At 75.0% G+C, this 21,939-nt stretch carries 18 protein-coding genes; 8 read left to right on the top strand and 10 right to left on the bottom strand.

The features are described from left to right. Positions 1 to 194: 194 nt before the first annotated feature. From QOZ89_RS18730 to QOZ89_RS18715, 4 genes are all read right to left on the bottom strand, one after another. Complete coding sequence (locus QOZ89_RS18730; RefSeq protein WP_116271759.1) at positions 195 to 2,177, bottom strand: ABC transporter ATP-binding protein; 1,983 nt, start codon at positions 2,175 to 2,177, stop codon at positions 195 to 197. Beyond that, the gene (locus tag QOZ89_RS18725; RefSeq protein WP_312624354.1) at positions 2,174 to 3,910 is read right to left on the bottom strand and encodes an ABC transporter ATP-binding protein; all 1,737 of its coding nucleotides are present in this window, start codon (positions 3,908 to 3,910) and stop codon (positions 2,174 to 2,176) included. Before QOZ89_RS18725 ends, QOZ89_RS18730 begins: the two co-directional genes overlap by 4 nt. 280 nt (positions 3,911 to 4,190) lie before the next feature. Further along, positions 4,191 to 4,778, bottom strand: coding sequence for a Clp protease N-terminal domain-containing protein (locus tag QOZ89_RS18720; protein ID WP_071052594.1), 588 nt, complete (start codon positions 4,776 to 4,778; stop codon positions 4,191 to 4,193). Positions 4,779 to 4,854: 76 nt separating this feature from the next. Continuing rightward, a complete protein-coding gene (locus QOZ89_RS18715; protein ID WP_071052593.1) occupies positions 4,855 to 5,067 on the bottom strand; it encodes a helix-turn-helix domain-containing protein in 213 nt (70 codons plus the stop codon). Between the two features lie 94 nt (positions 5,068 to 5,161). On the opposite strand from QOZ89_RS18715, the gene QOZ89_RS18710 reads away from it, so the two are divergent. Together QOZ89_RS18710 and QOZ89_RS18705 are read left to right on the top strand one after the other, a co-directional pair. Further along, positions 5,162 to 6,307, top strand: coding sequence for a tyrosine-type recombinase/integrase (locus tag QOZ89_RS18710; protein ID WP_071052591.1), 1,146 nt, complete (start codon positions 5,162 to 5,164; stop codon positions 6,305 to 6,307). Positions 6,308 to 6,403: 96 nt separating this feature from the next. Further along, on the top strand, positions 6,404 to 8,023 hold the full coding sequence (locus QOZ89_RS18705) for a toll/interleukin-1 receptor domain-containing protein (RefSeq protein ID WP_312624353.1): 1,620 nt from the start codon (positions 6,404 to 6,406) through the stop codon (positions 8,021 to 8,023). A 12-nt stretch (positions 8,024 to 8,035) separates the two neighbouring features. On the opposite strand, the gene QOZ89_RS18700 is transcribed toward QOZ89_RS18705, so the two are convergent. Next, positions 8,036 to 8,590: a MarR family winged helix-turn-helix transcriptional regulator gene (locus QOZ89_RS18700; protein WP_312624352.1), complete on the bottom strand. Its 555-nt coding sequence runs from the start codon at positions 8,588 to 8,590 to the stop codon at positions 8,036 to 8,038. Between the two features lie 179 nt (positions 8,591 to 8,769). Between QOZ89_RS18700 and QOZ89_RS18695 the strand changes: the two genes are divergently transcribed. From QOZ89_RS18695 to QOZ89_RS18675, 5 genes are all read left to right on the top strand, one after another. After that, positions 8,770 to 10,425, top strand: a complete 1,656-nt coding sequence (locus QOZ89_RS18695; protein ID WP_312624351.1) for an MFS transporter — start codon at positions 8,770 to 8,772, stop codon at positions 10,423 to 10,425. Between the two features lie 182 nt (positions 10,426 to 10,607). After that, entirely contained in the window at positions 10,608 to 11,597 is a 990-nt protein-coding gene (locus QOZ89_RS18690) for an SDR family NAD(P)-dependent oxidoreductase (RefSeq protein ID WP_083419648.1), read from the top strand. A 283-nt stretch (positions 11,598 to 11,880) separates the two neighbouring features. Continuing rightward, positions 11,881 to 12,294 carry a fluoride efflux transporter CrcB gene (gene crcB, locus QOZ89_RS18685; protein ID WP_241842223.1) on the top strand — a complete coding sequence of 138 codons (414 nt, stop codon included), beginning with the start codon at positions 11,881 to 11,883 and terminating at the stop codon, positions 12,292 to 12,294. Beyond that, positions 12,291 to 12,638 carry a DUF190 domain-containing protein gene (locus QOZ89_RS18680; protein ID WP_071052589.1) on the top strand — a complete coding sequence of 116 codons (348 nt, stop codon included), beginning with the start codon at positions 12,291 to 12,293 and terminating at the stop codon, positions 12,636 to 12,638. The genes crcB and QOZ89_RS18680 overlap by 4 nt, the downstream gene beginning before the upstream one ends. Then, entirely contained in the window at positions 12,635 to 13,009 is a 375-nt protein-coding gene (locus tag QOZ89_RS18675; RefSeq protein WP_071052587.1) for a fluoride efflux transporter FluC, read from the top strand. Before QOZ89_RS18680 ends, QOZ89_RS18675 begins: the two co-directional genes overlap by 4 nt. Positions 13,010 to 13,083: 74 nt before the next feature. Here the strand turns inward: QOZ89_RS18675 and QOZ89_RS18670 are convergent, their stop codons facing one another. Continuing rightward, positions 13,084 to 13,551 (bottom strand): hypothetical protein, encoded by a 468-nt coding sequence (locus QOZ89_RS18670; protein ID WP_397428800.1) that lies wholly within the window; start codon positions 13,549 to 13,551, stop codon positions 13,084 to 13,086. A 565-nt stretch (positions 13,552 to 14,116) separates the two neighbouring features. Between QOZ89_RS18670 and QOZ89_RS18665 the strand changes: the two genes are divergently transcribed. Further along, the gene (locus QOZ89_RS18665) at positions 14,117 to 15,181 is read left to right on the top strand and encodes a hypothetical protein (protein WP_312624349.1); all 1,065 of its coding nucleotides are present in this window, start codon (positions 14,117 to 14,119) and stop codon (positions 15,179 to 15,181) included. Between the two features lie 14 nt (positions 15,182 to 15,195). Here the strand turns inward: QOZ89_RS18665 and QOZ89_RS18660 are convergent, their stop codons facing one another. The 4 genes from QOZ89_RS18660 to QOZ89_RS18645 all read right to left on the bottom strand — a co-directional run bounded on the left by QOZ89_RS18660 (position 15,196) and on the right by QOZ89_RS18645 (position 21,575). Then, positions 15,196 to 16,197 (bottom strand): lysophospholipid acyltransferase family protein, encoded by a 1,002-nt coding sequence (locus QOZ89_RS18660; RefSeq protein ID WP_312624348.1) that lies wholly within the window; start codon positions 16,195 to 16,197, stop codon positions 15,196 to 15,198. Next, positions 16,194 to 17,774: an NPN-dependent hydroxyacid isomerase, LarAH14/15/16 family gene (gene larAH, locus QOZ89_RS18655; protein ID WP_071052630.1), complete on the bottom strand. Its 1,581-nt coding sequence runs from the start codon at positions 17,772 to 17,774 to the stop codon at positions 16,194 to 16,196. The genes QOZ89_RS18660 and larAH overlap by 4 nt, the downstream gene beginning before the upstream one ends. Positions 17,775 to 17,928: 154 nt before the next feature. Beyond that, on the bottom strand, positions 17,929 to 19,236 hold the full coding sequence (locus tag QOZ89_RS18650; RefSeq protein WP_071052628.1) for a zinc-dependent alcohol dehydrogenase: 1,308 nt from the start codon (positions 19,234 to 19,236) through the stop codon (positions 17,929 to 17,931). Next, on the bottom strand, positions 19,233 to 21,575 hold the full coding sequence (locus tag QOZ89_RS18645) for an HAD-IB family hydrolase (RefSeq protein ID WP_312624347.1): 2,343 nt from the start codon (positions 21,573 to 21,575) through the stop codon (positions 19,233 to 19,235). Before QOZ89_RS18645 ends, QOZ89_RS18650 begins: the two co-directional genes overlap by 4 nt. Positions 21,576 to 21,939: the final 364 nt, after the last annotated feature.

The raw sequence follows: 21,939 nt of genomic DNA, 5'->3' as shown, positions 1-21,939 counted from the left end.
CCGCCTGGGACGCCGGCCCGCGGGTCGTGTGGGGATCCGCCGCGGGGGGGCCCCCCCCCCGCCGCCGGGGCCCCCCCCCCGGGGGGGGCCCCCCAAAACACAACAACCCGCGGGCCGCGGCCGGGGGGGGGGGGGGGGCTCCCGCGGGGGGGCCCGCCCGCCCCGGGGGGGCCCCCCCGCGGCCGGTTGCGCGCTCAGACCTCGACGACGGCCTGGGCGAACTGGGCCTTGTACAGCCTGGCGTAGGCACCGTCGGCGGCCAGCAGCTCCTCGTGGGTGCCCTGCTCCACGATCGAGCCGTGCTCCATCACCAGGATGGTGTCGGCGTCGCGGATCGTGGACAGCCGGTGGGCGATGACGAACGCGGTCCGCCCGGCCCGAAGCTGCGACATGGCCCGCTGGATGAGCACCTCGGTGCGGGTGTCCACCGAGCTGGTCGCCTCGTCGAGGATGAGGATCTGCGGGTCGGCGAGGAACGCCCGGGCGATGGTGATGAGCTGCCGCTCGCCGCCGGACACGCCGGCGCCCTCGTCGTCGAGGACCGTGTCGTAGCCATCGGGCAGGGTGCGGGCGAACCGGTCGACGTGGGCGGCCTTCGCCGCCGCGATGACCTGTTCGCGGGTGGCGCCCTCGGCGCCGTAGGCGATGTTGTCGGCGATCGTGCCGCCGAACAGCCAGGTGTCCTGCAGCACCATGCCGGTCGCCGCACGCAGCTCGTCGCGCGTCATCGTCGCGATGTCCACGCCGTCCAGGGTGATCCGCCCACCGGTGACCTCGTAGAACCGCATCAGCAGGTTGATCAGCGTGGTCTTGCCGGCACCGGTGGGGCCGACGATCGCGACCGTGTGCCCCGGCTCGGCGACCAGCGACAGGTCCTCGATGAGCGGCTTGTCCGGCTCGTAGCGGAACGCGACGTGCTCGAACTCGACCCGCCCACGCGGCTCGGCGGGCCGGACCGGCTCGACCGGGTCGAGATCCTGCTCGGGGGTGTCGAGCAGCTCGAACACCCGCTCGGCCGACGCCACCCCTGACTGCACCAGGTTCGCCATCGACGCGACCTGGGAGAGCGGCATCGAGAACTGCCGGGAGTACTGGATGAACGCCTGCACCGAGCCGATCGACAGGTCACCGGAGGCGACCCGCAGCCCGCCGACGACCGCGACGAAGACGTAGTTCAGGTTCCCGATGAACATCATCGCGGGCTGCATCAGCCCGACGATGGCCTGCGCCCGCCAGCTCGCCTCGTAGAGTTTCTGGTTCTGCTCGGCGAAGACCGCGGCGGCCTCCTCCTGCCGGCCGAACGCCCGCACCAGCATGTGCCCGGTGTACATCTCCTCGACGTGGGCGCCGAGCCGGCCGGTGGTGCGCCACTGGCTGACGAAGTGCGGTTGCGCGAACTTCCCGATCCGCGCCGCGAGCAGCATCGACAGCGGGACGGTGACGAGCGCGATCAGCGCGAGCAGCCAGGAGATCCAGAACATCACCGCCAGCACGCCGATGATCGTCAGGACGGACTGGACGAACTGCGCGATGCTCTGCTGCAGGCTCTGCCCGAGGTTGTCGATGTCGTTGGTGACCCGGGACAGCACCTCGCCGCGCTGCGCCCGGTCGAAGTACCGCAACGGCAGCCGGGTGATCTTCTCCTGGACGTCGGTACGCAGCTGGGACAGCACCCGCTGCAGTGCGGCGTTGGTGAGCCGGGCCTGCAGCACGGAGCAGACGCCGGCGAGCAGGTAGACGGCCAGCACCCAGGCGAGCACGGCGCCGATGGCGTGGAAGTCCATCCCGGCGCCGGGGGTGACGTTCAGCGAGTTGAGCAGGTCGGCCTGGGTGCCGTGGCCGGTGGCGCGCAGGTGGTCGACGGCCTCGGCCTTCGTCGTGCCCGCCGGCAGGTTCCTGGAGAAGACGCCGGTGAGCACCAGGTCGGTGGCGTGGCCGAGCAGCTTCGGGCCGCTGACGTTGAAGGCGACGGCAATGGCGCACAGCACCAGCGAGGCGACGAACAGCCGCCGCTGCGGGCGCAGCAGCCCGAGCAGGCGCCGCGTCGACCCCTTGAAGTCCGCCGACTTCTCGACACCACCACCCATCATCATCCGGACCGCCGGGGGGCCGCCGCCCGCGGCGGCGGGGCGCGGCGCCGGCAGCCCACCGGCTGGTCGGCCGTTGGGACTCGTCATGCGGCGGCCTCCTGTTCGGTGAGCTGGGACAGCACGATCTCCCGGTAGGTCTCGTTGCCGGCCATCAGCTGGTGGTGGGTTCCGACGCCGACGACCCTGCCCTCGTCGAGGACGATGATCTGGTCGGCGTCGCGGATCGTCGCGACCCGCTGGGCGACGATCACGACGGTCGCGGCCGCGGTCTCACGGGAAAGCGCCGCGCGCAGCGCCGCGTCGGTGGCGTAGTCGAGCGCGGAGAACGAGTCGTCGAACAGGTAGATCTCCGGGTGGCGCACCAGCGCGCGGGCGATCGCGAGCCGCTGGCGCTGTCCGCCGGAGACGTTCGTGCCACCCTGCGCGATCTGCGTGGCCAGCCCGTCGGGCATCGCCTCGACGAAACCGCGGGCCTGGGCCGTCTCCAGGGCCTGCCAGAGCTCGTCGTCGGTGGCGTCCGGGTTGCCGTAGCGCAGGTTGGAGGCGACGGTGCCGGTGAACAGGTAGGGCTTCTGCGGGACGACGGCGACGGTGGCGGCGAGCAGCGCCGGGTCGAGCTCGCGGACGTCGACGTCGTCGACGAGCACCGCCCCCTCGGTGACGTCCGACAGCCGGGGGATCAGGGACAGCAGCGTCGACTTGCCCGCCCCGGTCGACCCGATGACCGCGGTGACCTGGCCCGGGCGGGCGAGAAGGCTGATGTCGCGCAGCACCGGCTCCTCCGCGCCCGGGTAGCGGAACCCGACGCCGCGCAGCTCCAGCTCGCCGTGCCGGGTCAGTCGCGTGACCGGCGCGGCCGGCGGCAGCAGGGTCGTCTCGGTGCCGAGAACCTCCTCGATCCGCTCGGCGCAGACCTCGGCGCGAGGGATCATCATGAACATGAAGGTCGCCATCATCACCGACATCAGGATCTGCATCAGGTAGCTGAGGAAGGCGGTGAGCGCGCCGATCTGCATCGCCCCGGAGTCGATGCGGTGCGCGCCGAACCACAGGACCGCGATGCTGGAGAGGTTCACCATGGTGAACACCAGCGGGAACATCAGCGCCATCAGCCGGCCGAACCGCAGCGACGTGTCGGTCAGCTCCGCGTTGGCAACCCCGAACCGGGTCCGCTCGTGGTCGTCGCGGACGAACGCCCGGATCACGCGCAGGCCGGCCAGCTGCTCACGCAGCACCCGGTTGACCGTGTCGAGCCGCTCCTGCATCGCCCGCCCCAGCGGGCGCATCCTGTAGATGATCAGTGAGATGATGATCGCCAGCAGCGGGACGACGACGACCAGCAGCGTCGAGAGGCCCAGGTCCTGGTGGATCGCCAGCACGATCCCGCCGATGCACATGATCGGCGCGGACACCATCATGGTGAACCCCATCAGGACGAGCATCTGCACCTGCTGCACGTCGTTGGTCGCCCGGGTGATCAGCGACGGAGCCCCGAAGTGGGCGACCTCGCGGGCGGAGAACGACTGCACGCGGTCGAACACCGCGGCGCGCACGTCCCGGCCGACCGCCATCGACGTGCGGGCGCTGAAGAACACGGCCCCGCCGGAGCACACGATCTGCCCGACCGTGATCGCCAGCATGATCCCGCCGAGCCGCAGGATGTAGCCGGTGTCCCCGGTGATCACCCCGCGGTCGATGATGTCGGCGTTCAGCGTCGGGAGGTAGAGCATCACGAACGTCGCCGCGAGCTGCAGCGTGACGAGCGCCGCGAGCTGCGCGCGGTAGGGCCCCAGGTGGGCCCGCAGAAGTCGGATCAGCATGCGGTGGCGGTCCCTCTCAGCGGTGGTGCGGGTGGCGGCGCTGCCGGCGCTGACAGCGCTCGCGCACGGGTGTGACAGCCGGTGGCGGCCGGGCGTCGCGGGCCAGCCGGGCCGCGGGCGGCACGTTCGGACACTACGGACTCACCTCCAGGTGAGGTCAAAGGCATTTCCACGGTTCCCACGGCGGACAACCGGCGGCCACCAGCTGGCCAGGGCGGCGGCGCGGCCGGGCACGGCGGCCGTGCTGGTCCCAACCAGCCGACCGGCGGGTCTGTTCTCATCAGGACGGGTCGCCGAGCTGGCCGCGGGCGGCGGCGCGGTCGACGCCGAGCCGGTCGAGCAGCGTGGCGGCCGGGTCCGGAGGCGGGCGTTCGAGCAGTGCCAGCAGCACCAGCTCGGGGGTGACGCGGCGGGCCGGGGTGGTGGGCGCGACGGCGAGCGCCCGGGAGAGCACCGCGCGGGCGCCGGAGCTCAGCGCGGTGCGCAGCTGGGCGACCTGCGCCGGCGTCGGCCGCTGCCGGTCATGGCCGAAGAGAACAGCGGCCGGATCGTCGCCCGACGCCGGCTCGCCCGACGCCGGCGCCCGCGCGGCGGGCCACGGGTCCACGCCGTCGTCGGCCGGCGCCGCGGGCGCCAGGGCGCCGACGGCGATCCCCAGGGCGGCCAGAGCAGCCTGGTCCAGCGCGGCGAGTGCCGAGCGCGCGGCGGGCAGGTCCACCCCGAGCGCGCGCGCCGCCTCGGTGTCTGGATGGTGCAGGACACCGAGGAGCAGGTGCTCGGTGCCGATCCGCCGGTCGCCGCGCAGCCGCGCCTCGGCCAGCGCCGCGCCGACGACCCCACGGGCACCGGCGGCGAAGCGAGCGGGCATCCGCCATCGCCTCCTCTTTCTGCTGTCCGAATCTGTCCTGTCCGAAGCACCGGAGGGACGCCGCGCGGGGCGCGGGCTAGCCGGCCGCGCGCCCGTGCTTGGCGTGCGCGGACTGGCGGGACACGCCCAGGGCGTCGCCGATCTGCTCCCACGACCAGCCCTGCTCGCGGGCCGTCACGACGGCCTGCGCCTCCACCTGCTCGGCGAGCCGGTGGAGCGCTCCGACCGCCCGCAGACCGAGCGCCGGGTCACCGGCCCGCACCCGCGTCAGCAGATCGCCCACGTCCATGGCTGTCAGTTTGGACTGACAGCCATGACTTTGTCAATTCAGACTGACAGCCATGGTCTTGCTGACGCGGGACCCGGGGGAGAAGACTTCACCCATGCCCACCGGACGCGAGCCAGCCGCCGACCCCACGGGCGGCGAGCAGTCCGCCGAGGTGGCCAGACTGCCCGCGCGGGCCGACGCCGAGGTGGCGTGGGACGGCGACGCGGACCTGACCGCGGCGCTGGCCGGCCGGGTGACGCAGTACGCCCGCGCCGCGCGGGCGACCTCGACGTGGCGGGCCTACGACACCGACCTGCGGCACTTCCGCGCCTGGTGCGCCGCCCAGCCGACGGTGCCGACGGCCGTGCCGGCGAGCGCGCTGACCGTCGCCGGCTACATCGCCGCCCTCGCGGACGCCGGCTACAAGCCGTCGACGATCCGGCGGCGCCTCGCCGCGATCTCGGTCGCCCACCAGCTCGCGAAGGCGCCCAACCCGGCGACGTCCCCGGAGGTCGCGACCGTGTGGGACGGCATCCGCCGCGTCCACGGCACCCGCCCCGCCCGCAAGGAGGCGCTGGAGACGTCGCTGCTCACCCGCGTCCTCGCGGCGATCGACGAACCACCCGCCGACGCGCCGACCAGCACCGGCGCACCCGCCGACGAGACGCCGAAGGGCGCGTTGGCGGGCGACGCGGTGCCGGGCAGCGCGGCCGCGGCGCTCGCCGCCGTCCGCGACCGGGCGCTGCTGCTCGTCGGGTTCGCCGGCTGCCTGCGCCGTTCCGAGCTGGTCGGCCTCGACGTGGCCGACATCGAGGTCACCGCCGACGGGCTGGTGCTGTCGATCCGCTCGTCGAAGACCGACCAGGAGGGCGCCGGCGCGCTCGTCGGCGTCGCCTACGGCTCCTACCGGCCGACCTGCCCCGTGCGCGCCTGGCAGGCGTGGGCCGCCGCCGCGAGGCTCACGGGCGGCCCGGCCTTCCGCGGGATCAACCGGCACGGCCACGTCGGGGCCAGCCGGCTGCACCCCAGCTCGGTCGCCCGGATCGTGCAGCGCCGGGCCGCGGCGGCGGGCCTGGACCCGGCGGACTTCGCCGGCCACTCGCTGCGCTCCGGGTTCGCCACCGCCGCCGCCCGCGCCGGCGTCGCCGACCGGGCGATCATGCGGCAGGGCCGGTGGCGCTCGGCCTCGTCCCTGGACAGCTACGTGCGCGCGGGGCGGCTGTTCGACCGTGACAACCCGTCGGGCCGCGTCGGCCTCTAGTCCGACGCGGGGCCGGCCGGGCCGGGTGACCAGGCACGTGGGAGGCTCGCGGGCGTGACAACGGGCAGTGGGACAGGTGGTTCGGCGGCGCCAGGCGTGGTTCGCTGGGACCTCGCGGTGAGCTTCGCCGAGCAGGACCGCGGCTGGGCCGACTGGCTGGTCTGGCAGCTGCAGGACGCGGGCCGGCGGGCCACCGCCGAGCCGCTGCCCGCCGGCAGCCCGGGCGCTCCAGCCGTGGCGGTGGCGCTGCGGTCCGCCGCCGGGCACGCCGACCAGGTGCTCGTCGTCCTGTCCGCCGCCTACCTCGCCGCTCTCGGTGACGACGCCGGCGAACCATCCAGCCCGGCCGCGCACCCGCCGCGCCTCGGCGAGCCGGCGGCCGGCGGGGACGAGGACACCGACACCCCGGCCGGTGGCCAGGGCCCGGAGACCGGCGCGGGCGAGGTGCCGGTCGGGCGGATGGTCGTGGCCCGTGTCGAGGACCTGCGCCGGCCCGCGCTGCTCGCCGGCGCCGTGTCGTTCGACCTGTTCGGCCTGGAGCCCCCGGTCGCCCGCGAGTGGCTGCGCCGCCAGCTCGCTGTCCTCCCGGCCACCGCCCGCTCCGTGAACGCCGCTCCGGCGACGCCGGCCGACGCCATGCCCGTGCCGTCCGCCGCGGCGGCGCCCTCGGCCGGCACGACCACGCCGGCCGAGGCGCGGCCCGCGGCATCGGCCGAGCCGGCGGCGTCAGCGCCGGTGCTGACGCCGGGGGTGCTCGCCGAGCTGCAGGGGCAGCACTCCCCGGTGCGCGCCGTCGTGCTCCCGTCGACTGGCGGGGTGCTGGTCAGCGGCGCCCAGGACGGCAGGGTCCGGCTGTTCGACCTGGCGAACCCAACCCGCCCGGCGCCGCTCTCCGTGATCGAGTACGGCGGCCGGCTGACCCAGGAATGGGTCCGCGCGCTGGCGGCAAGCGCCGACGGCACCCGCCTCGCCATCACCGGCGACGGGATGCGGGTCGCGCTGTGGGATATCACCGACCCCTCCGCGCCGGAGGAGGTCTTCACCGAGCGGGGCCACCGCCACTACATCCGCGCGGTCGCGCTCAGCCCGGACGCCCATCTGCTCGCCTCCGGCGGGCAGGACAAGATCGTCGCTCTGTGGGACACCCGCCGCTCCGGGGCGGACAGTCTCCTCGTCGCGCTGACCGACCATCGCAAGGGGCTGCGGACCGTCGCGTTCAGCCCGGACGGGCGGCGCCTCGCCAGCGGTGGTGACGACAACGTCGTGCTGCTGTGGGACCTGGCCGACCCGGCGAAACCGACCCGGATGGCGACGCTGGCCGCGCACCGCGACACCGTGTACGCCGCACGGTTCGTCCCGTCCGGGCCCCTGCTCGCCACCGCCGGCGGCGACCGGCTCGCACGGCTCTGGGACGTCGCGAGCCCGGCCCATCCAGAGCCGGTCGCGGACCTCGCCGGACACCGCAAGGCCGTGACGGCGCTGGCCGTCACGGCCGACGGCCGCGGGCTCGCCACCGGCGGCGCCGACGGCCAGGTGCTGCTGTGGGACCTCACCGACCCGGCCCGCCCGGCACGGGTCGCGGCGTTCACCGCCGGGCACGGCGCCATCAACGACCTGGCGTTCTCCCGTGACGGCGCGCTGCTCGCCGCCGCCTGCGCGGGCAAGGCCACCGTCCTGTGGAGCACCGGCACCCTGCTCGCCACCGCGAACCACTGACCCGGCGGCGCCTCAGGCGCCCGGGTGGGGTTCGCGGGCGAAGCCGTGCAGAGCGGTGTGGTGCTCGAGGACGCGGGTGAGCAGGCGGATCAGCTCGGCGCGCTCCTGGGTGTCCAGGGGGGCGAGGAAGACGTCCTGAAGGTCGGCGGCGACCACGTCGAAGTCCGCCAGCCGCGACCGCCCGGCCGGGGTGATCGCGATGATGTTGCGGCGCCGGTCGGCCGGATCCTGCGCACGCTCGACGTGGCCAGCCTGGACCAGTTCGTTGACCATGGTCGCGACGTCGCTGCGGTCGAACCCGCAATGCCGCCCGAGGTCCGCCTGGCTCGACGAGCCGAACTCCTCGAGTGAGGCGAGCAGCGCGTAGTGGAAGCGGCGGCCGCCAACGGCGGTGAACGCCTCGGCGGTCAGCCGGTGCGAGTGCACCGCCGTCTTGTTCACCAGCCAGCCGGCGAGCCCGCGCACCCGGGCCGGCCAGGATGCGGCAAGCCCTTCGGCGGCGGTGGCTCCCACGGTATCCGTCGCGGCCGCCGCGACGCCGCCCGCAGGGGCACAGCTCTCGCCCACCAGGTCCCACCCCGCTTCGTCCGACAAATTTGTTGGCGCCACCCACGAATCTTGTTAGTGTTGGCGACACCAACGTTGGCAGTCCCCATGATAGTGCCGCCGAAGCCCAGCATCCCGCATCCGGTTTCGGCGCCCGGCACGAGACCCCGCCAGGACGCGGGGCAGAGGGTGGAAACGCGATGAGCACGGACCCTTCACCGACACGGCCCGCCGACCCGGCCGCCGCGGCCACCAGCCCCGACCACGACGACGGCGCGGCCGACCCGCGGCGCTGGCGAGCGCTCGCGGCCGCGGCGCTCGGCCAGCTGATGGTCGCCGCGGACTTCACGATCATGAATATCGCGTTGCCGTCCGCGCAGCGCTCGCTGCACATGTCCGACCCGAGCCGGCAGTGGGTCATCACCATGTTCGCGCTCGGCTACGGCGGCTTCCTGCTGCTCGGTGGCCGGGTCGGCGAGCTGCTCGGCCGCCGCCGCGCGCTGCTGATCGGCCTGGCCGGCTTCGCCGTCGCCTCCGCGCTCGGCGGCGCCGCGGTGAACACCGGCATGCTGCTGGCCGCCCGCGGCCTGCAGGGAGCGTTCGGCGCCCTGTTCACCCCGGCCGCGCTCGCCCTGCTGGGGACCACGTTCACCGTCCCGGCCGAACGCGCTCGCGCCTTCGCCATCTTCGGCACGGTGATGGGCTCCAGCTCGGGGATCGGGCTGATTGCCGGCGGGCTGCTCACCGGCTACTTCTCCTGGCGCTACAGCCTGTTCATCTCCATCCCGCTCGCCATCCTCGCGAGCGTCGTCACCCTCGCGGCCGTGCCCGCCAAGGCGGCACGCCCGGCGCGCGGCACCGAGGCGGCCAGGATCGCCAGGGCGGCGCGGGAACGGCTCGACCTGCTGGGAGCGCTCCTGGCGACCGTCGGGCTGATGGCGCTGGTCTTCGGGTTCTCTCGGGCGGAGACCGACGGGTGGGACGCGGCCATGACGATCGTCTCCCTGGTCGCCGGCGTCGCGCTGCTCGCCCTGTTCGTGCTCGTCGAGTCCAGGACCGCCAGCCCGCTGCTGCCGCTGCGGGTCGTCACGCACCGCGGCCGCGGTGGCTCGTACCTGGCGACGTTCAGCCTCGGCGTGGCCGTGTTCGCCGGGATGTTCTTCCTGACCTTCTATCTCCAGGAGGTGCTCGGCTACTCGCCGACCCGCACCGGCGTCGCGTTCCTCCCGATGACCATCGGCCTGATCATCGGGGCGCGCATCGTCGGCCGACTGATCGTGCGGGCGCCGATCCGCAACCTGCTGGTGACGGGACTGGTGAGCGCGGCCGTCGCGCTCGCGCTGATCGGCCTGCTGCGGCAGGACAGCTCCTACTGGACCGGGGCGCTGCCGTCGCTGGTCGTGCTGGGCTTCGGGATGGGCTGGGTGATGATGCCGGCGAACAGCATCGCCACCCTCGGCGCCGGCCGTGACGCAGGGGTCGCCGGTGGCGCGGTGATGACCTCCCAGCAGATCGGCGCGTCCCTCGGGCTCGCGCTGCTGGGCACCATCGCCGGGACCGCCACCTCCGGCTACCTGGGCTCCCACCCGGCGGCCACCGGGGCGGCGGCCCACGGGCGGCTGCTGACAGCCGCGACCGTGCACGGCTTCAACGTGGCCAGCCTCGTCGGCGCCGCCTTCCTCGCGGCCGCGGCCATCGTCGTCTTCCTGGTCGTCGGCGCCCGCGCGTCCACCGCCACCGGCGGCGCCGCCGCCGCGCCCGGCCCAGGCCCGGCTCTGGCGGCCGAACCGGCGGCCCTCCCCGCCCAGGCCCAGGGCGCCACGCCCGAAGCGACCCCGGTCCCGCTGGCCACCTAGCCCGGCGGATGGCCGGCCGGCCGCCGCGTGCCGCCCCGGCACACGGCGGCCGGCCCGTCCCGCCGGGGAAACACGGCGGCGACGTTCCGCCAGCCCAGCGGGCACAGCCGGCCGTACCGTGGGACGATCCCCGCCGGCCGGGGGTGCCCCAGGGGAGGCACGCGGGTGCCGTGGGAGTGACGATGGTGGAGACGACGCCTGAGACGGCGAAGAAGCCGGCACAGCCGGCGCAGGGTGGCCCGAGCCCAGCGGCGGGCCACGGCGACGCGGGGCAGGCCGCGGACCGGACGACCCGGGCGCGGGGCAGCGAGACGGACCGGCCCACCGCCGGGCGGTCGATGGTCGGCAGGACCGTCGTCATCACCGGAGCGAGCGCGGGGATCGGCGCCGCCGCGGCCCGCCAGCTGCGCGCCCTCGGCGCCCGGCTCGTGATCCTCGGCCGCTCGCCCCAGCGGACCGCCGCCGTCGCCGCCGAGACAGGCGCCCTGCCCGTCGTCGCCGACTTCGCCCGGCTCGCCGACGTCCGCCGCGCCGCCGCCGAGATCATCGACGTCTGCCCCCGTATCGACGTGCTCATGAACAACGCCGGCGGGCTGTTCCCGGCGCTGACCCGGACCGAGGACGGCAACGAGCTCACGTTCCAGGTCAACCACCTGGCCCCGTTCCTGCTCACCGGCCTGCTGCTGCCGCGGCTGTCGGCCACCCCCGGCTCGCGGGTGGTCGTGACCAGCAGCGTCGTCAACCCCCTCGGCCGTCTCGACGCGAAGGACCTGGACCGTGCGCGGCGCCGCTACCAGCAGTTCGGCGTCTACTTCGACAGCAAGCTCGCCAACGTCGTGTTCGCCCGCGAGCTCGCCCGCCGGGCCGCGCCCGGCTGGCCGACCGCGACCGCCGTGCACCCGGGTGTCGTGGTGAGCAGCTTCGGCCGCGACACCTGGTTCGTGCACACGTTCTACCGGCCCCTGCGGCTGGTCGGTGCCCGGACCCCGGCCGGCGGCGCCCGCCCGCTCGTGGCGCTGGCAACCCGGCAGGACCCGGAGGCCGTCAATGGCGCCTACCTGCACCGCTACAAGGTGCGTGACCGGTTCTTCACCGGCCGGCAGGCCCGTGACACGGAGCTTGGCAGGGCGCTGTGGGAGTACTCGGCCGCCCGTGTCAGCCTGCCTGACTGACCCTGCCGGGCGGTGACCAACGGCGCGGCCGTGTGCGCGCCTCGTCGCGGCCGGGCGGCATACCGTGAGACGGCGGCGCGGCCGCCGATCGGCCTGGCGCGGGCCGTGGCCGCCGCACCGCTTCGGTACCGGCCGGCCAGGGACACCGCCGCCGGCCGGCAGGCTGTCCGTCGCGGCGGACAGCCGGGGACGTCAGCGGGAGAGAGCCCTGAGCGACGCGGAACCTGTCCTTTCGGCGGCGCCGGCGGTACGCCGCCGGCCGCTGGCGGGGACGCACGGCGCGGTGATCGCGGTCGTCGCCGCCGGCGGGGTGGTCGGCGCCTGCCTGCGCTACGGCGCCGCGCTCGCCTGGCCGACCCCGCAGGCGGCGTTCCCCTGGACGACGTGGGCGGTCAACACCGCCGGCTGCGCGGCGATCGGCGTGCTCATGGCGGTGGTCGCCGCGCGCCGGGCGGTGCACCCGCTGGTCCGGCCGTTCCTGGGCACCGGCGTTCTCGGCGGCTTCACCACCTTCTCCACCTATGCCGTCGACGCGCAGCGCCTCCTCGACGCGGGCCGGGCGGGCCTGGCGCTGGCCTACCTCGCGGCGACGATGGCGGCGGCGCTCGCGGCCGTCACCGTCGCCTCCGCCGCGACCAGGCTTACGCTGCGGGCGGGGCCTCAGGCGGCCCGCGCGCTGTTCGGGAGGCACCGATGACCAGGCTCGCAGGCCGGGCGCTGCGCCTCACGGTGTTCATCGGCGACAGCGACCAGTGGCACCATCGGCCGCTGTCGAGCGAGATCGTGCGCCGGGCGCGCGCCGCCGGCCTTGCCGGGGCGACCGTGTTCCACGGCGTCGAGGGCTACGGCGCCTCGTCCGTCGTGCACACCACCCGGCTGCTGTCGCTGTCGGAGGACCTGCCCGTCGTGGTCGTCATCATCGACGAGGAGCCTCGGGTCCGGGCGTTCCTCCCCGAACTCGACGAGCTGGTCGGCGAGGGGCTGGTCGTGCTCGACGAGGTCGAGGCCGTCCGCCACACCGACCGGCGGCCGGCGGGGTGAACTGGCTGCTCGTCGCCGCCGGCGCCGCCGTCGGCGCCCCGCTGCGCTACCTGGTGGACCGGGCGGTTCAGGCCCGCCACGGCGCCGTCTTCCCCTGGGGGACGTTCACCGTGAACGTGGCGGCGAGCCTGCTGCTGGGCCTGGTCGCCGGGGCGGTCACGGCCGGCGTCGCGTCGCAGCGGGTGGCCCTGCTGGTCGGGACGGGGCTGTGCGGGGCGCTGTCGACCTACTCGACGTTCTCCTACGAGACGCTGCGCCTGGCCGAGAGTGGTTCCCGGCTGGTCGCCGCGGCGAACGTCGCCGTCACGGTGCTGACCACGCTCGGCGCCGCCATCCTCGGCGCCGCCGTCGCGGGCGCCGCCTGGGGCTGAGCGGGCCGACCGGCGGGCGGTCACCGCGCGAGGCGGACGCCAGGGAGCCGAGAAGGGTGCCGGGTCCCCGGCGGTCACCCCGCCGCGACCAGCCGGGAAGGCGGCGGCTGGTCGCGGGCGGCGGTTGACCGCCTCGGTGGGTCGGCCGGCCGGTACGCCCGCGCGATGGCGGGGCCGGAGGTGGGGCGGCCCGCGACCGCGGTGCGCTGCCGGTCGGCGCGGCGGGCCAGCAGCCGCTCGGCGAGCGCGTCGGCGCGTTCGATGTCGTCGAGGGTCGCGCGCTGGCGGGCGTCGACCTCCAGGATCGCGGCGAGCAGCTCGGCTGACAGACGGGTCCGGGCCGCGACGCGGGCGACGCTCGGCGGCAGGGCGGCCGGCGCCCACGGCGGGCCGCCTGGGGCGGCTGCCCGCGCGGCGACCGGTGGGCGGGTGACGGTGGCGCGGTGCGCCGGGGCGGGTGGCGGGGCGAGGCCCGGGGCCGGCGCGGCGCCGCGATGGGCCGTCTCGGCGGTGGTCGTCTCGTCGCGGCGGAGCCGTTGCATCAGGGCCATGCACCCAGTGATACCTGCGGGCGTGTCCCGTTCAACGCCTTGACATCCGGCCTGTCGGCGGGATCAGCCCTGTCCCACAGGCGATCCCCAGCCTTGACCCCCCTCGTCCCCAGGGGGCACCCAGTTACCCACCGTGTCGTCACCAGGGTTATCCACATGTCGATCATCATGTGACGCATCTCACATGCTGTGGCCGGGGGGTGGGCCAGGCCTCCGACGCGCGGGGTACGCACCCTGCCGACCTCTCACCGGCGCCGGGGTGGCCGCATCGCGGTCATCCCTGTGGACGAAAGGTGTCCGTCCACAGGGATGAGACGAGCCTGGCGGGCCGGGCGCGGCCCGGTCCACGCTCGGTCCCGCCTGGCGGACGCGGCGCCAGGGCTCGCGGCCGGCGGTCATCCGCCGACGGCCGACGGTGACCGACAAGGACGAGGGGCCCAGGCATGGCGGTGAAGGTGCGGCGCGGCGGGGTCGCGCACGCGAGGGACGGCGCCACGGCGCCGCGGGGACGCCACCAGGCGGCCCCGGCGGCGGGACGGGCGCGCGGGGGTACGCGGTGAACGGCGAGGCGGCCCCGGTGCCGGTGAGCCTGGTCGCGGCCGGCCGGAGCACCGGGAGACCGGCGGCCCAGGCCGAGGGCCTGGCGGACGTGCTGCACCTGCGGCTCGAGCCCGACGACGCCGTCGCGGGGGTGTCACTCGGCCAGGCAAGGGCGCTGTTCGCCGGGGTCGCGCGGCTGTTGCAGGCCGCGGCGATGGCGGCCATCGGCCCGGCATCGCGGTTCGCCGGCCGGCGGCCGGACGCGGTGAAGGCGTTCGTCGAGCAGGACGTCCGGTTCGTCCACGCCGAGGCGGACAGCCCCCTGCTGGCGGTCTACACCCGGCTCGACGACGGCCCACTGCCCGGCGCGGACCGCGGCCGGGGCGCGCCCGCGGCCTGGCCTTCGGGGGCGCGGCTGGCGCCGTTCCAGCGGCGGGTGGGCACGACCCTCGCGGGCGCGCTCGTCGAGGTCACCGAGGCGATCCGTGACCACCACACGGCCCGCCGCCTGCCGTTCGCCGAGCCGGCGGACGACCCGGCCGGCCCGCTGGCCGTGCCGGCGGCGGGCCTCGGTCCCGCCGGCGGCACGGCCACCGAGGCGGCGCCGTCGCCGCTGGTGCTGCGCGGGGTGAGCGTGGACCTGTGCGACGCGCTGCTCGGGATGGTGACCGCGCCACGGGTGCGCAGGATGGAGCTGGCGTTCTACTGGGCGCCGCGCGCCGGGCTGGACACCCCGGCGGTGGTCCGGGTGGCGTTGCGCCGCGACGACGCCGAAGCGCTGCTGCGGCTGCGAGCCGTCCTGGCCGCCCTGTCCGAGCGGCCCAGGACGGCGGTGTACGGGCAGGTCACCCGGCTCGACCGCGGCGAGGCCGACGACGGCGGGATCGCCACGATCCGCGGCGTCGTCGGCCGGTCCACCCCGCGCACCGTGCAGGTCACCGTGTCCGGCCCGGAGTACGACGACGCGATCCGCGCATACCGGACCAGGGAGCCGGTCGTCGCCACCGGCCGGCTGCGCCGCCATGGCGGGGTGCACATACTCACTGGCCACTTCGCCGTCGCCAGCGGCGACGGCCAGTGACCATGCCCCCGCCTTTAGGAGCCGCCCCAGGGGGAGCGGGGGCGGGTGGGTGCCGGCGGCTCCGTCGCCGCCCACACCTTGCGCCACCGGGCCGGCTCGCCACCGCCGGGGGCGGGGACGGCGGCGCGGGTGCCGCCGGGAGGTGGCGTCGGCCGGCCCGGCCGGGGCAGCGACGCCCACCAGGACGTCTCGCTCTCGGTGACGAGCCTGTCGACCTCCGCGGCCAGCCGGGCGGTGAGGCCGCGCACGTCGTCGCCCTCACCGGGCCGCAGCGGGCGACCGAACCGCACCGACACCTCCGGGCGGCCCGGCACCGGCCACGACCGGCCCCGCGGCATCGCCGCGAACGTGCCGCGCAGCCCGACAGGCACCACCGGCACCCCGGTGTTGATCGACAGGAACGCGGCGCCGAGCTTGAACCGGCCCCGTGCCCCGTCCGGCGACCGGGTGCCCTCCGGGAAGATCACCAGGTTCCAGCCGTCGCGCAGCAGGTCCACCGGCGTCGTCGACGGGGCGCCGCCGCTGCGGTCGATCGGCACCGTGCCGAACGCCAGCGCCGTCGACAGGCCCCGCCACGTCGACTCGAAGAAGTAGTCCGCCGCCGCGGTCACCACCGTGCGCTCCCGCACCGCCGGCGGCAGCGCGCACAGCAGCACCGTGGCGTCCAGATGGCTCGCGTGGTTCGCCACGATCAGGGCCGGCTGTTCGCCCAGGTCGGCGAACACCTCGGACCCCTCGACCGTCCACGTCAGCTGGGAGTGCAGCAACGGGTCCATGATCCCGCCGAGGAACGCCGCCCGGGCCGCCGTGGCGGCCGGGCCGCGCGCCCACGCCGTCGGGAACTCCCGGCCCGGCAGCGGCGGCCAGTACACCTGCGCCGACGCCGGTACCAGCCGCTGCCCGCCGAGACGGAACCCGCGGGCAGCCTGCCGCAGCCCCACGCCGGGGTGGGGCTGCGAGGACGACGACGAGCCAGCCCGCACCGGCCGGCCCGACGCCCCACTGACCCGGCTCACCGGACGTCCGCGATCGCGTGCGGCGGCGAGTGCAGGTAGGTGATCGACGGGTCGCGACCGACCGTGCCCGACACCATCTCCAACGCGTCGGCGAACGTCGACGCCGCTCGGAAACCCATCCGGGCGCACGCCCTGCGGTCCCCGCCGACCCAGACGACGTCGCCGACGTGGTCCATGCCGTGCGTCGCCCAATACCACATGTAGAAGGGGTGGACGCCGTGGTAGGCGTGCGAGGTCCGGTACAGGTGGATGTACCAGGGGTCGGTCGCGTACTGCTTCTCGAACTTCGCCTCGATCGTCGCCGGGTCCGTCGACTCGGCGAGGACCTCCTCGTAGAAGTCCACGTACGAGGGGTGGTGCAGCTGGGTGAACTCGGGCGTCACCGGGTGGTACAGGATCATCGCGCCCTTGTGCCGGACCAGCGGCCTGCCCCGGTACATGTTGAAGAAGTAGCCGAGCCCCAGGCAGGTCGCGAGGATCGGGTTCATCACCGCGTCGGAGTTGTACGGCCCGATGTACGGCAGCCCGACGACCAGCACGTCGGACTGGCCGTCGACCTCGACGAGCTGCTGGCGGTGCACCGACTCCAGGGTCCTCTCGTGCACCGCCTCGGTCTCGCCGGCGTTGACGGCGGTGACCTGGTAGTCGGCGACGATGTTCTGGAACAGCCGGTGGCGCTGCCGGCCGGGCAGCTTCGGCAGCGCGGCGGTCATCCCGTAGGCCATCGCCTGGTCCTTGCGCGACCACTCCCACTCGCGCTTCGTCAGGAAGCCGTACTTCTCCGGGAACGCCTGGTTGTTCACCGTCGTCTCGACCGTGAAAATCTTGACGTGCCGCGCGAGGAGCCGGCCCATCCGCCACGCCGACGAGTGCATCGCCGAGCGGGTGTGGTCCATGAACGAGTTCGAGTGCAGCATCGTGTGGCTGTTGTGGTGATGCCGCAGGCTGTTGTACGACGCGAGGCCGATCGGCACCGACTTGTGCCCGCCGTCCATCGCGACCAGGTTCACGTTCACATAGACGATCAGGTCCGACTCGGCGGCCCGCCGGTTGATCTCGACGTCCTCGCCGTGGTCGGTGACCCCGACGTGCAGCAGGTTGTCGCGGTCCTCCGCGTCGTGGTTGTACAGGTTGTCCGGCCAGAACGACCGGAACACCCGCTCCCCGACGACGTACTCGATCTCGGCGGCGGTCATCCGCCGGTGCAGCGCCGTCGCGACGATCAGATGGACGTCGTCGACCCCGGCCTCGGCGGCCAGCGCCAGCACCTGCTCGATCACCCGCTGGCGGATGTCCGGGCGGCGCATCCTCGGCAGCGGGATCGACAGGTCGTCGAACGCGATCGTCAGCTTCATCCCGGCGAACAGCAGCGCCCGCAGCGGCTCGCTGCCGTGCGGGTGCTCCAGGGCGTCCGCGATCACCGCGTTCACGTCCGGCACACCGGGCAGCGACTCCGGCGGGTACACCACGCGCGTCCCCAACGGGAACTGCTCCAGCAGCAGACCCTCACCCTGGTGCACCAGCAGCGGGGGAGTCCGCTCGTCGACCTCGAGCACGAACCCCGGTCTCACAGCCACGTTCCCCTCATCGCGGGCCCGCACGGCCGGCGTCGGCCGCCGCGTCGGGCTGTTCGGAATATCGCCCCGGCCGCGGACCGGGCCGGTGGTGCGGCCGCGGCGCCAGGCGTCGCGACCATCGTGCTGGATCCGGCACCGGCGGTCACGCCCATGGTCATGCCGGCATCGTCGGGTCGAACGCGACCTTCACCGCGCCGAGCCGGCCGGCGGACAGCGCATGGTCCAGCGCCTCCCGCCAGCGGGCCAGCGGGTAGACCGCCGAGACGACCCCGTCCAGCGGCGCCGACGCCGCCAGCTCGAACGCCCGGCCGAAGTCGGACCGCGCCCCCGCCGCGCCGTCCACCCCGGCCGCCGCGCCGGCACCCGCCGCGTCCAGCTCCAGCCCGGCGCCGGTGGCCCCGTCCGCCGGCCGGCCGGTCCGGCCCGACGACGCGTAGGTGCCGACGAGCTCCAGCTCCCGGTACCACAGCGGCGTCAGGTCCACCGACCCCGACGGCACCCCCGACAGCACGACCCGCCCGCCCGCGCGGGTGACCCGCAGCGCCGTCGACAGCGACGACGACGACCCGGCGCAGTCGACGGCGATGTCGACCCCGCCGAGCAGGAACGGCCCGCCGAGCTCAGGCTCGGCGCGCAGCGCCCTCGTCGCCCGCCGCACCCCGCCGAGCGCGTCCGACGGGGACAGCACCTCGTCCGCGCCGAAGCGCCGCGCCAGCTCCACCTGGCGGCGGTGCTTCGCGACCACGGTGATGTGCGCCGCCGGGGTGTAGGCCCGCAGCGCCAGCAGCGTGAACAGGCCGACCGCCCCGGAACCGATCACCAGCACCCGGTCCCCGGGCGCGACCCTCGCCCGCCCCGCGGTGTGCACCGCGGTCGCCAGCGGCTCGACGAGCACGGCCCGCTCGTCGGACAGGTCGCCCGGCACCGGGTGCAGCTGGCTGTGGTGGGCGACCAGCGCCCGCGCCCAGCCACCCCCGGTGTCCTTGCAGTACCCGGTCTGCAGCCCCGGCGAGAGATGCCCGACCGTCACCCGGTCGCAGCGGCTCGTCAGCCCCGCCGCGCAGTGCGCGCAGGGCTCCAGGCCGCGGGCCGCGCAGCCGAGCACCGGGTCGATGACGACCCGGCTCCCGGCCTTGTAGACGGTGCCGTCGGGCAGCGCCGCGTCCGACTGCAACGTGCCGACGACCTCGTGGCCCGGGGTGAAGGGCATCGACACCAGCGGCGAGAAGTAGAACGACGACTGGCCGGTCACGGTCGCCAGGTCCGACCCGCAGATCCCCGACAGCGTCGGGCGCACCGTCACCCAGCCTCTGCCTGGCAGCGCCGGGTCGCCCTTGTCGACCAGCCGCAGCGGCGCGGCCGACGTCGCCGCCGCCCCCGCGAGCGACGGCACCCTGCTCGAGAGCACCCGGGCCGCGGCGTAGCGTGGCATCGACCGGTACAGCTCCAGCCCGCGGCTCACCGCGCACCCCCATCCCGTCCCACGCCGGCGCCCGTGCCCGCGCCGGTGAGCGTGGCGGCGGCGATGCGGGCCGCGTGGAACAGCGACCGCTCCTGCCGCGACGGGGCCACCGCCCGTGGCTCCCCGGCCGTCGACGGCCACTCCTCGACCGCCCAGCCGTTCGCCTTCGCCGTGCGGAACAGCGACAGGTCCGGGTTGACCGCCACCGGGTTGCCGACCGCCCGCAGCATCGGGATGTCCGACTGCGAGTCCCCGTAGGCCCACGACGACGACAGGTCCGCGCCGACCTGCCCCGCGTAGTGGTCGAGGAACGCCGCCCGGGCGTCCCCGACCAGCGGCGACGACGCCAGCTTCCCGGTGAGCAGCCCGTCCGCGCCGACTGTCAGCTTCGAGGCGACGACCTCGTCGAACAGCGGTGCCAGCGGCCGGACCAGGAAGTCCACCGACCCGGTGAGCAGCACCGTGCGGTGCCCCGCCTGCCGGTGCGCCCGCACCCGGCGGATCGCCGCCGGCTTCACCCGCCGCAGCAGGATGTCACCCGCGACCTCGTCGATGATCCTCGCCAGCTCCTCCGGGTCAGCTCCCTTGTACCGGGCGTACACCGAACGGATCAGATGCCCCCGGTCGGTGCGCTCGGCCCGCAGGTAGCGCGGCAGCACGGCCGCGAGCCCCGCGAGCTCCCGCGCCCGGCCCGCCGGCGCCTCGTCCGCGAGCCGCAGCCACAGGTACGACTCGATCACCGTCGAGGTGACCAGCGTGCCGTCGAGGTCGAACACTGCCAGCGCGTCCGGGTTCGCCGGCAGGTTCACCCCGCTGCGCTTGGGCGGCGCCGGGTCCCGCGGCCTGCGCAGGATCGCGGTGACCGCCGGGAAGTGCACCTCCTGCAGGTAGTGGTACCAGTCGTAGCAGGCCGGGTCGAAGTTGAAGTCGGCCTGGTCGGCGGCGTCGAGCGCGTCGTAGAGCGCCTTCGTCGCGTCGTCGACGTAGACGAGCTCCGCCTTCGTGTACGCCCGGTAGATGTCGGCGTAGCGGCGCAGGAACCCGACCCGCGACTCGAACCGGTCGAACTCCTGCGCCCATCGGCGGACCTTCTCCGAACGCGGCACATGCTCGAGCACCCGGCCGGCGACGGCCGCGACCCGCTCGCCGTTGCGAAGCTTCGCCTCCGCCGCCCGCGCCCCGGCGAACGGCCACTCCGGCACCGCGATCGGCCCGCGGCCCCGCTTCGGCAGCGGATGCTCCTGGAAGTACTCGTGGACGTGCTCGAACAGCTCCCGGAACAGCAGCGGGTTACGGAACCCGGAGCACACCGTGTAGTACGCCGGCTCGTCGGCCGGCGGCGTCTGCGCGGCGGCGGCGATGATCGCGTTGACGACCAGGTCGACCGGGATGATGTCGATCGTGGCGTCCGGGGACGCGGGGAAGTCGGGGAACTCGCCCCGGCCGTAGGCGAGGATCAGCGGCTCCGCCATCTTGAAGCCCTCGATCCACCCCGGGTACGGCCGCGCCAGCGCCGACTCGATGATCGACGGCCGGACGATCGTCAGCGGCAGGTCGCCGTGGGAGTCCTCCAGGCAGCGCTCCGCGAGCGCCTTGGTGAACGTGTAGCAGTCCGTCCAGCCGAGCACCTGCGCCCGCTCCGCCCCGGAGCGGACCAGCCGGTCGCGCACCCACTGGCGGCGGCGGTCCTCGGCGTCGCGGGACACGGACTGCGCCCCGGCGCGCAGGTGCTTGGCCTGCGCCTCCGCCAGGAACCGCGCCGAGTGCTCCGGCGTGCGCGACGCGTCCTCCGCGGCCTGGCGGGCCCGGCCGGCGACGGCCTTCTCCGCCTCCCAGTCGACGTCGTGCGTGAGCCGCCCCTCGGCGATGTGCCCCGAGCGCAGCCCGGCCACGTACGCCGTCGACACGTGCACGATGTGCGGCGACGCGCCCCCGGCACGGGCCGCGCGCAGCAGCTCCTGCACACCGCCGACGTTCGTCGTGAACCCCTCGTCGACCGGCGGGTCGAACGACACCTCACCGGCGCAGTGGATCACCAGGTCGACGTCGGCCGGGATGTCCGGAATCGACGCCAGGTCCCCGTCGAGGACCTCCACCCGGGCCGCCAGCTTCTCGACAGCCCCCTCGCCCACCTTCTCCCGCAGCGCCTTGAACGCGGGCTTGCGCAGCTGGCGCCGCAGCCGCGACGCCCCGTCCTGCCCGCCGCGGGGTCGTACCAGCGCGACGACCCGGGTGTCCGGGAAGTCCGACAGCAGGCGCTCCAACAGCGCCTCACCGACGAATCCCGTCACCCCGGTCATGTACACGCGCCTACCCGCGAGCCGCTCGCGCAGCCCCACCCGTCACCTCCGCTACCGCACCGACATCCGCTGGGCAACGGTAGGCGACGATGGACCCACAGGCGGTGTCCTGGCCGAATCGTTCGCGTGCGCGTGCTGCCCGAGCCGGAGTATGACTGGTCAAACTACCGGCCCACCGACCCGGCGCCGCCGGCACCCGGCTACCGCGCCGCCAGCCCCGCCCGGGCGGCGGCCCGGCCCGATGCCCAGCACCCGCAGTCTCCACCGCGGGTGCCCGCCCGGCCGGTAGGCCAGCCCCGACCGGGCCGAACGTCGCCACCCCGCCCACAACGGCCGGCCCATCTTGCCCCGGTGTGGGCCACATCTCCCGCCCACCCCGGCCCGGCCGTACCCAGCGCCACGA

The organism is Pseudofrankia coriaricola (genome assembly GCF_032027725.1).
In the GTDB taxonomy this organism is placed as follows: Bacteria; Actinomycetota; Actinomycetes; order Frankiales; family Frankiaceae; genus Pseudofrankia.
Note: the sequence above shows the minus strand (reverse complement) of the source record. Positions and strands in the feature narration are given on the sequence as shown.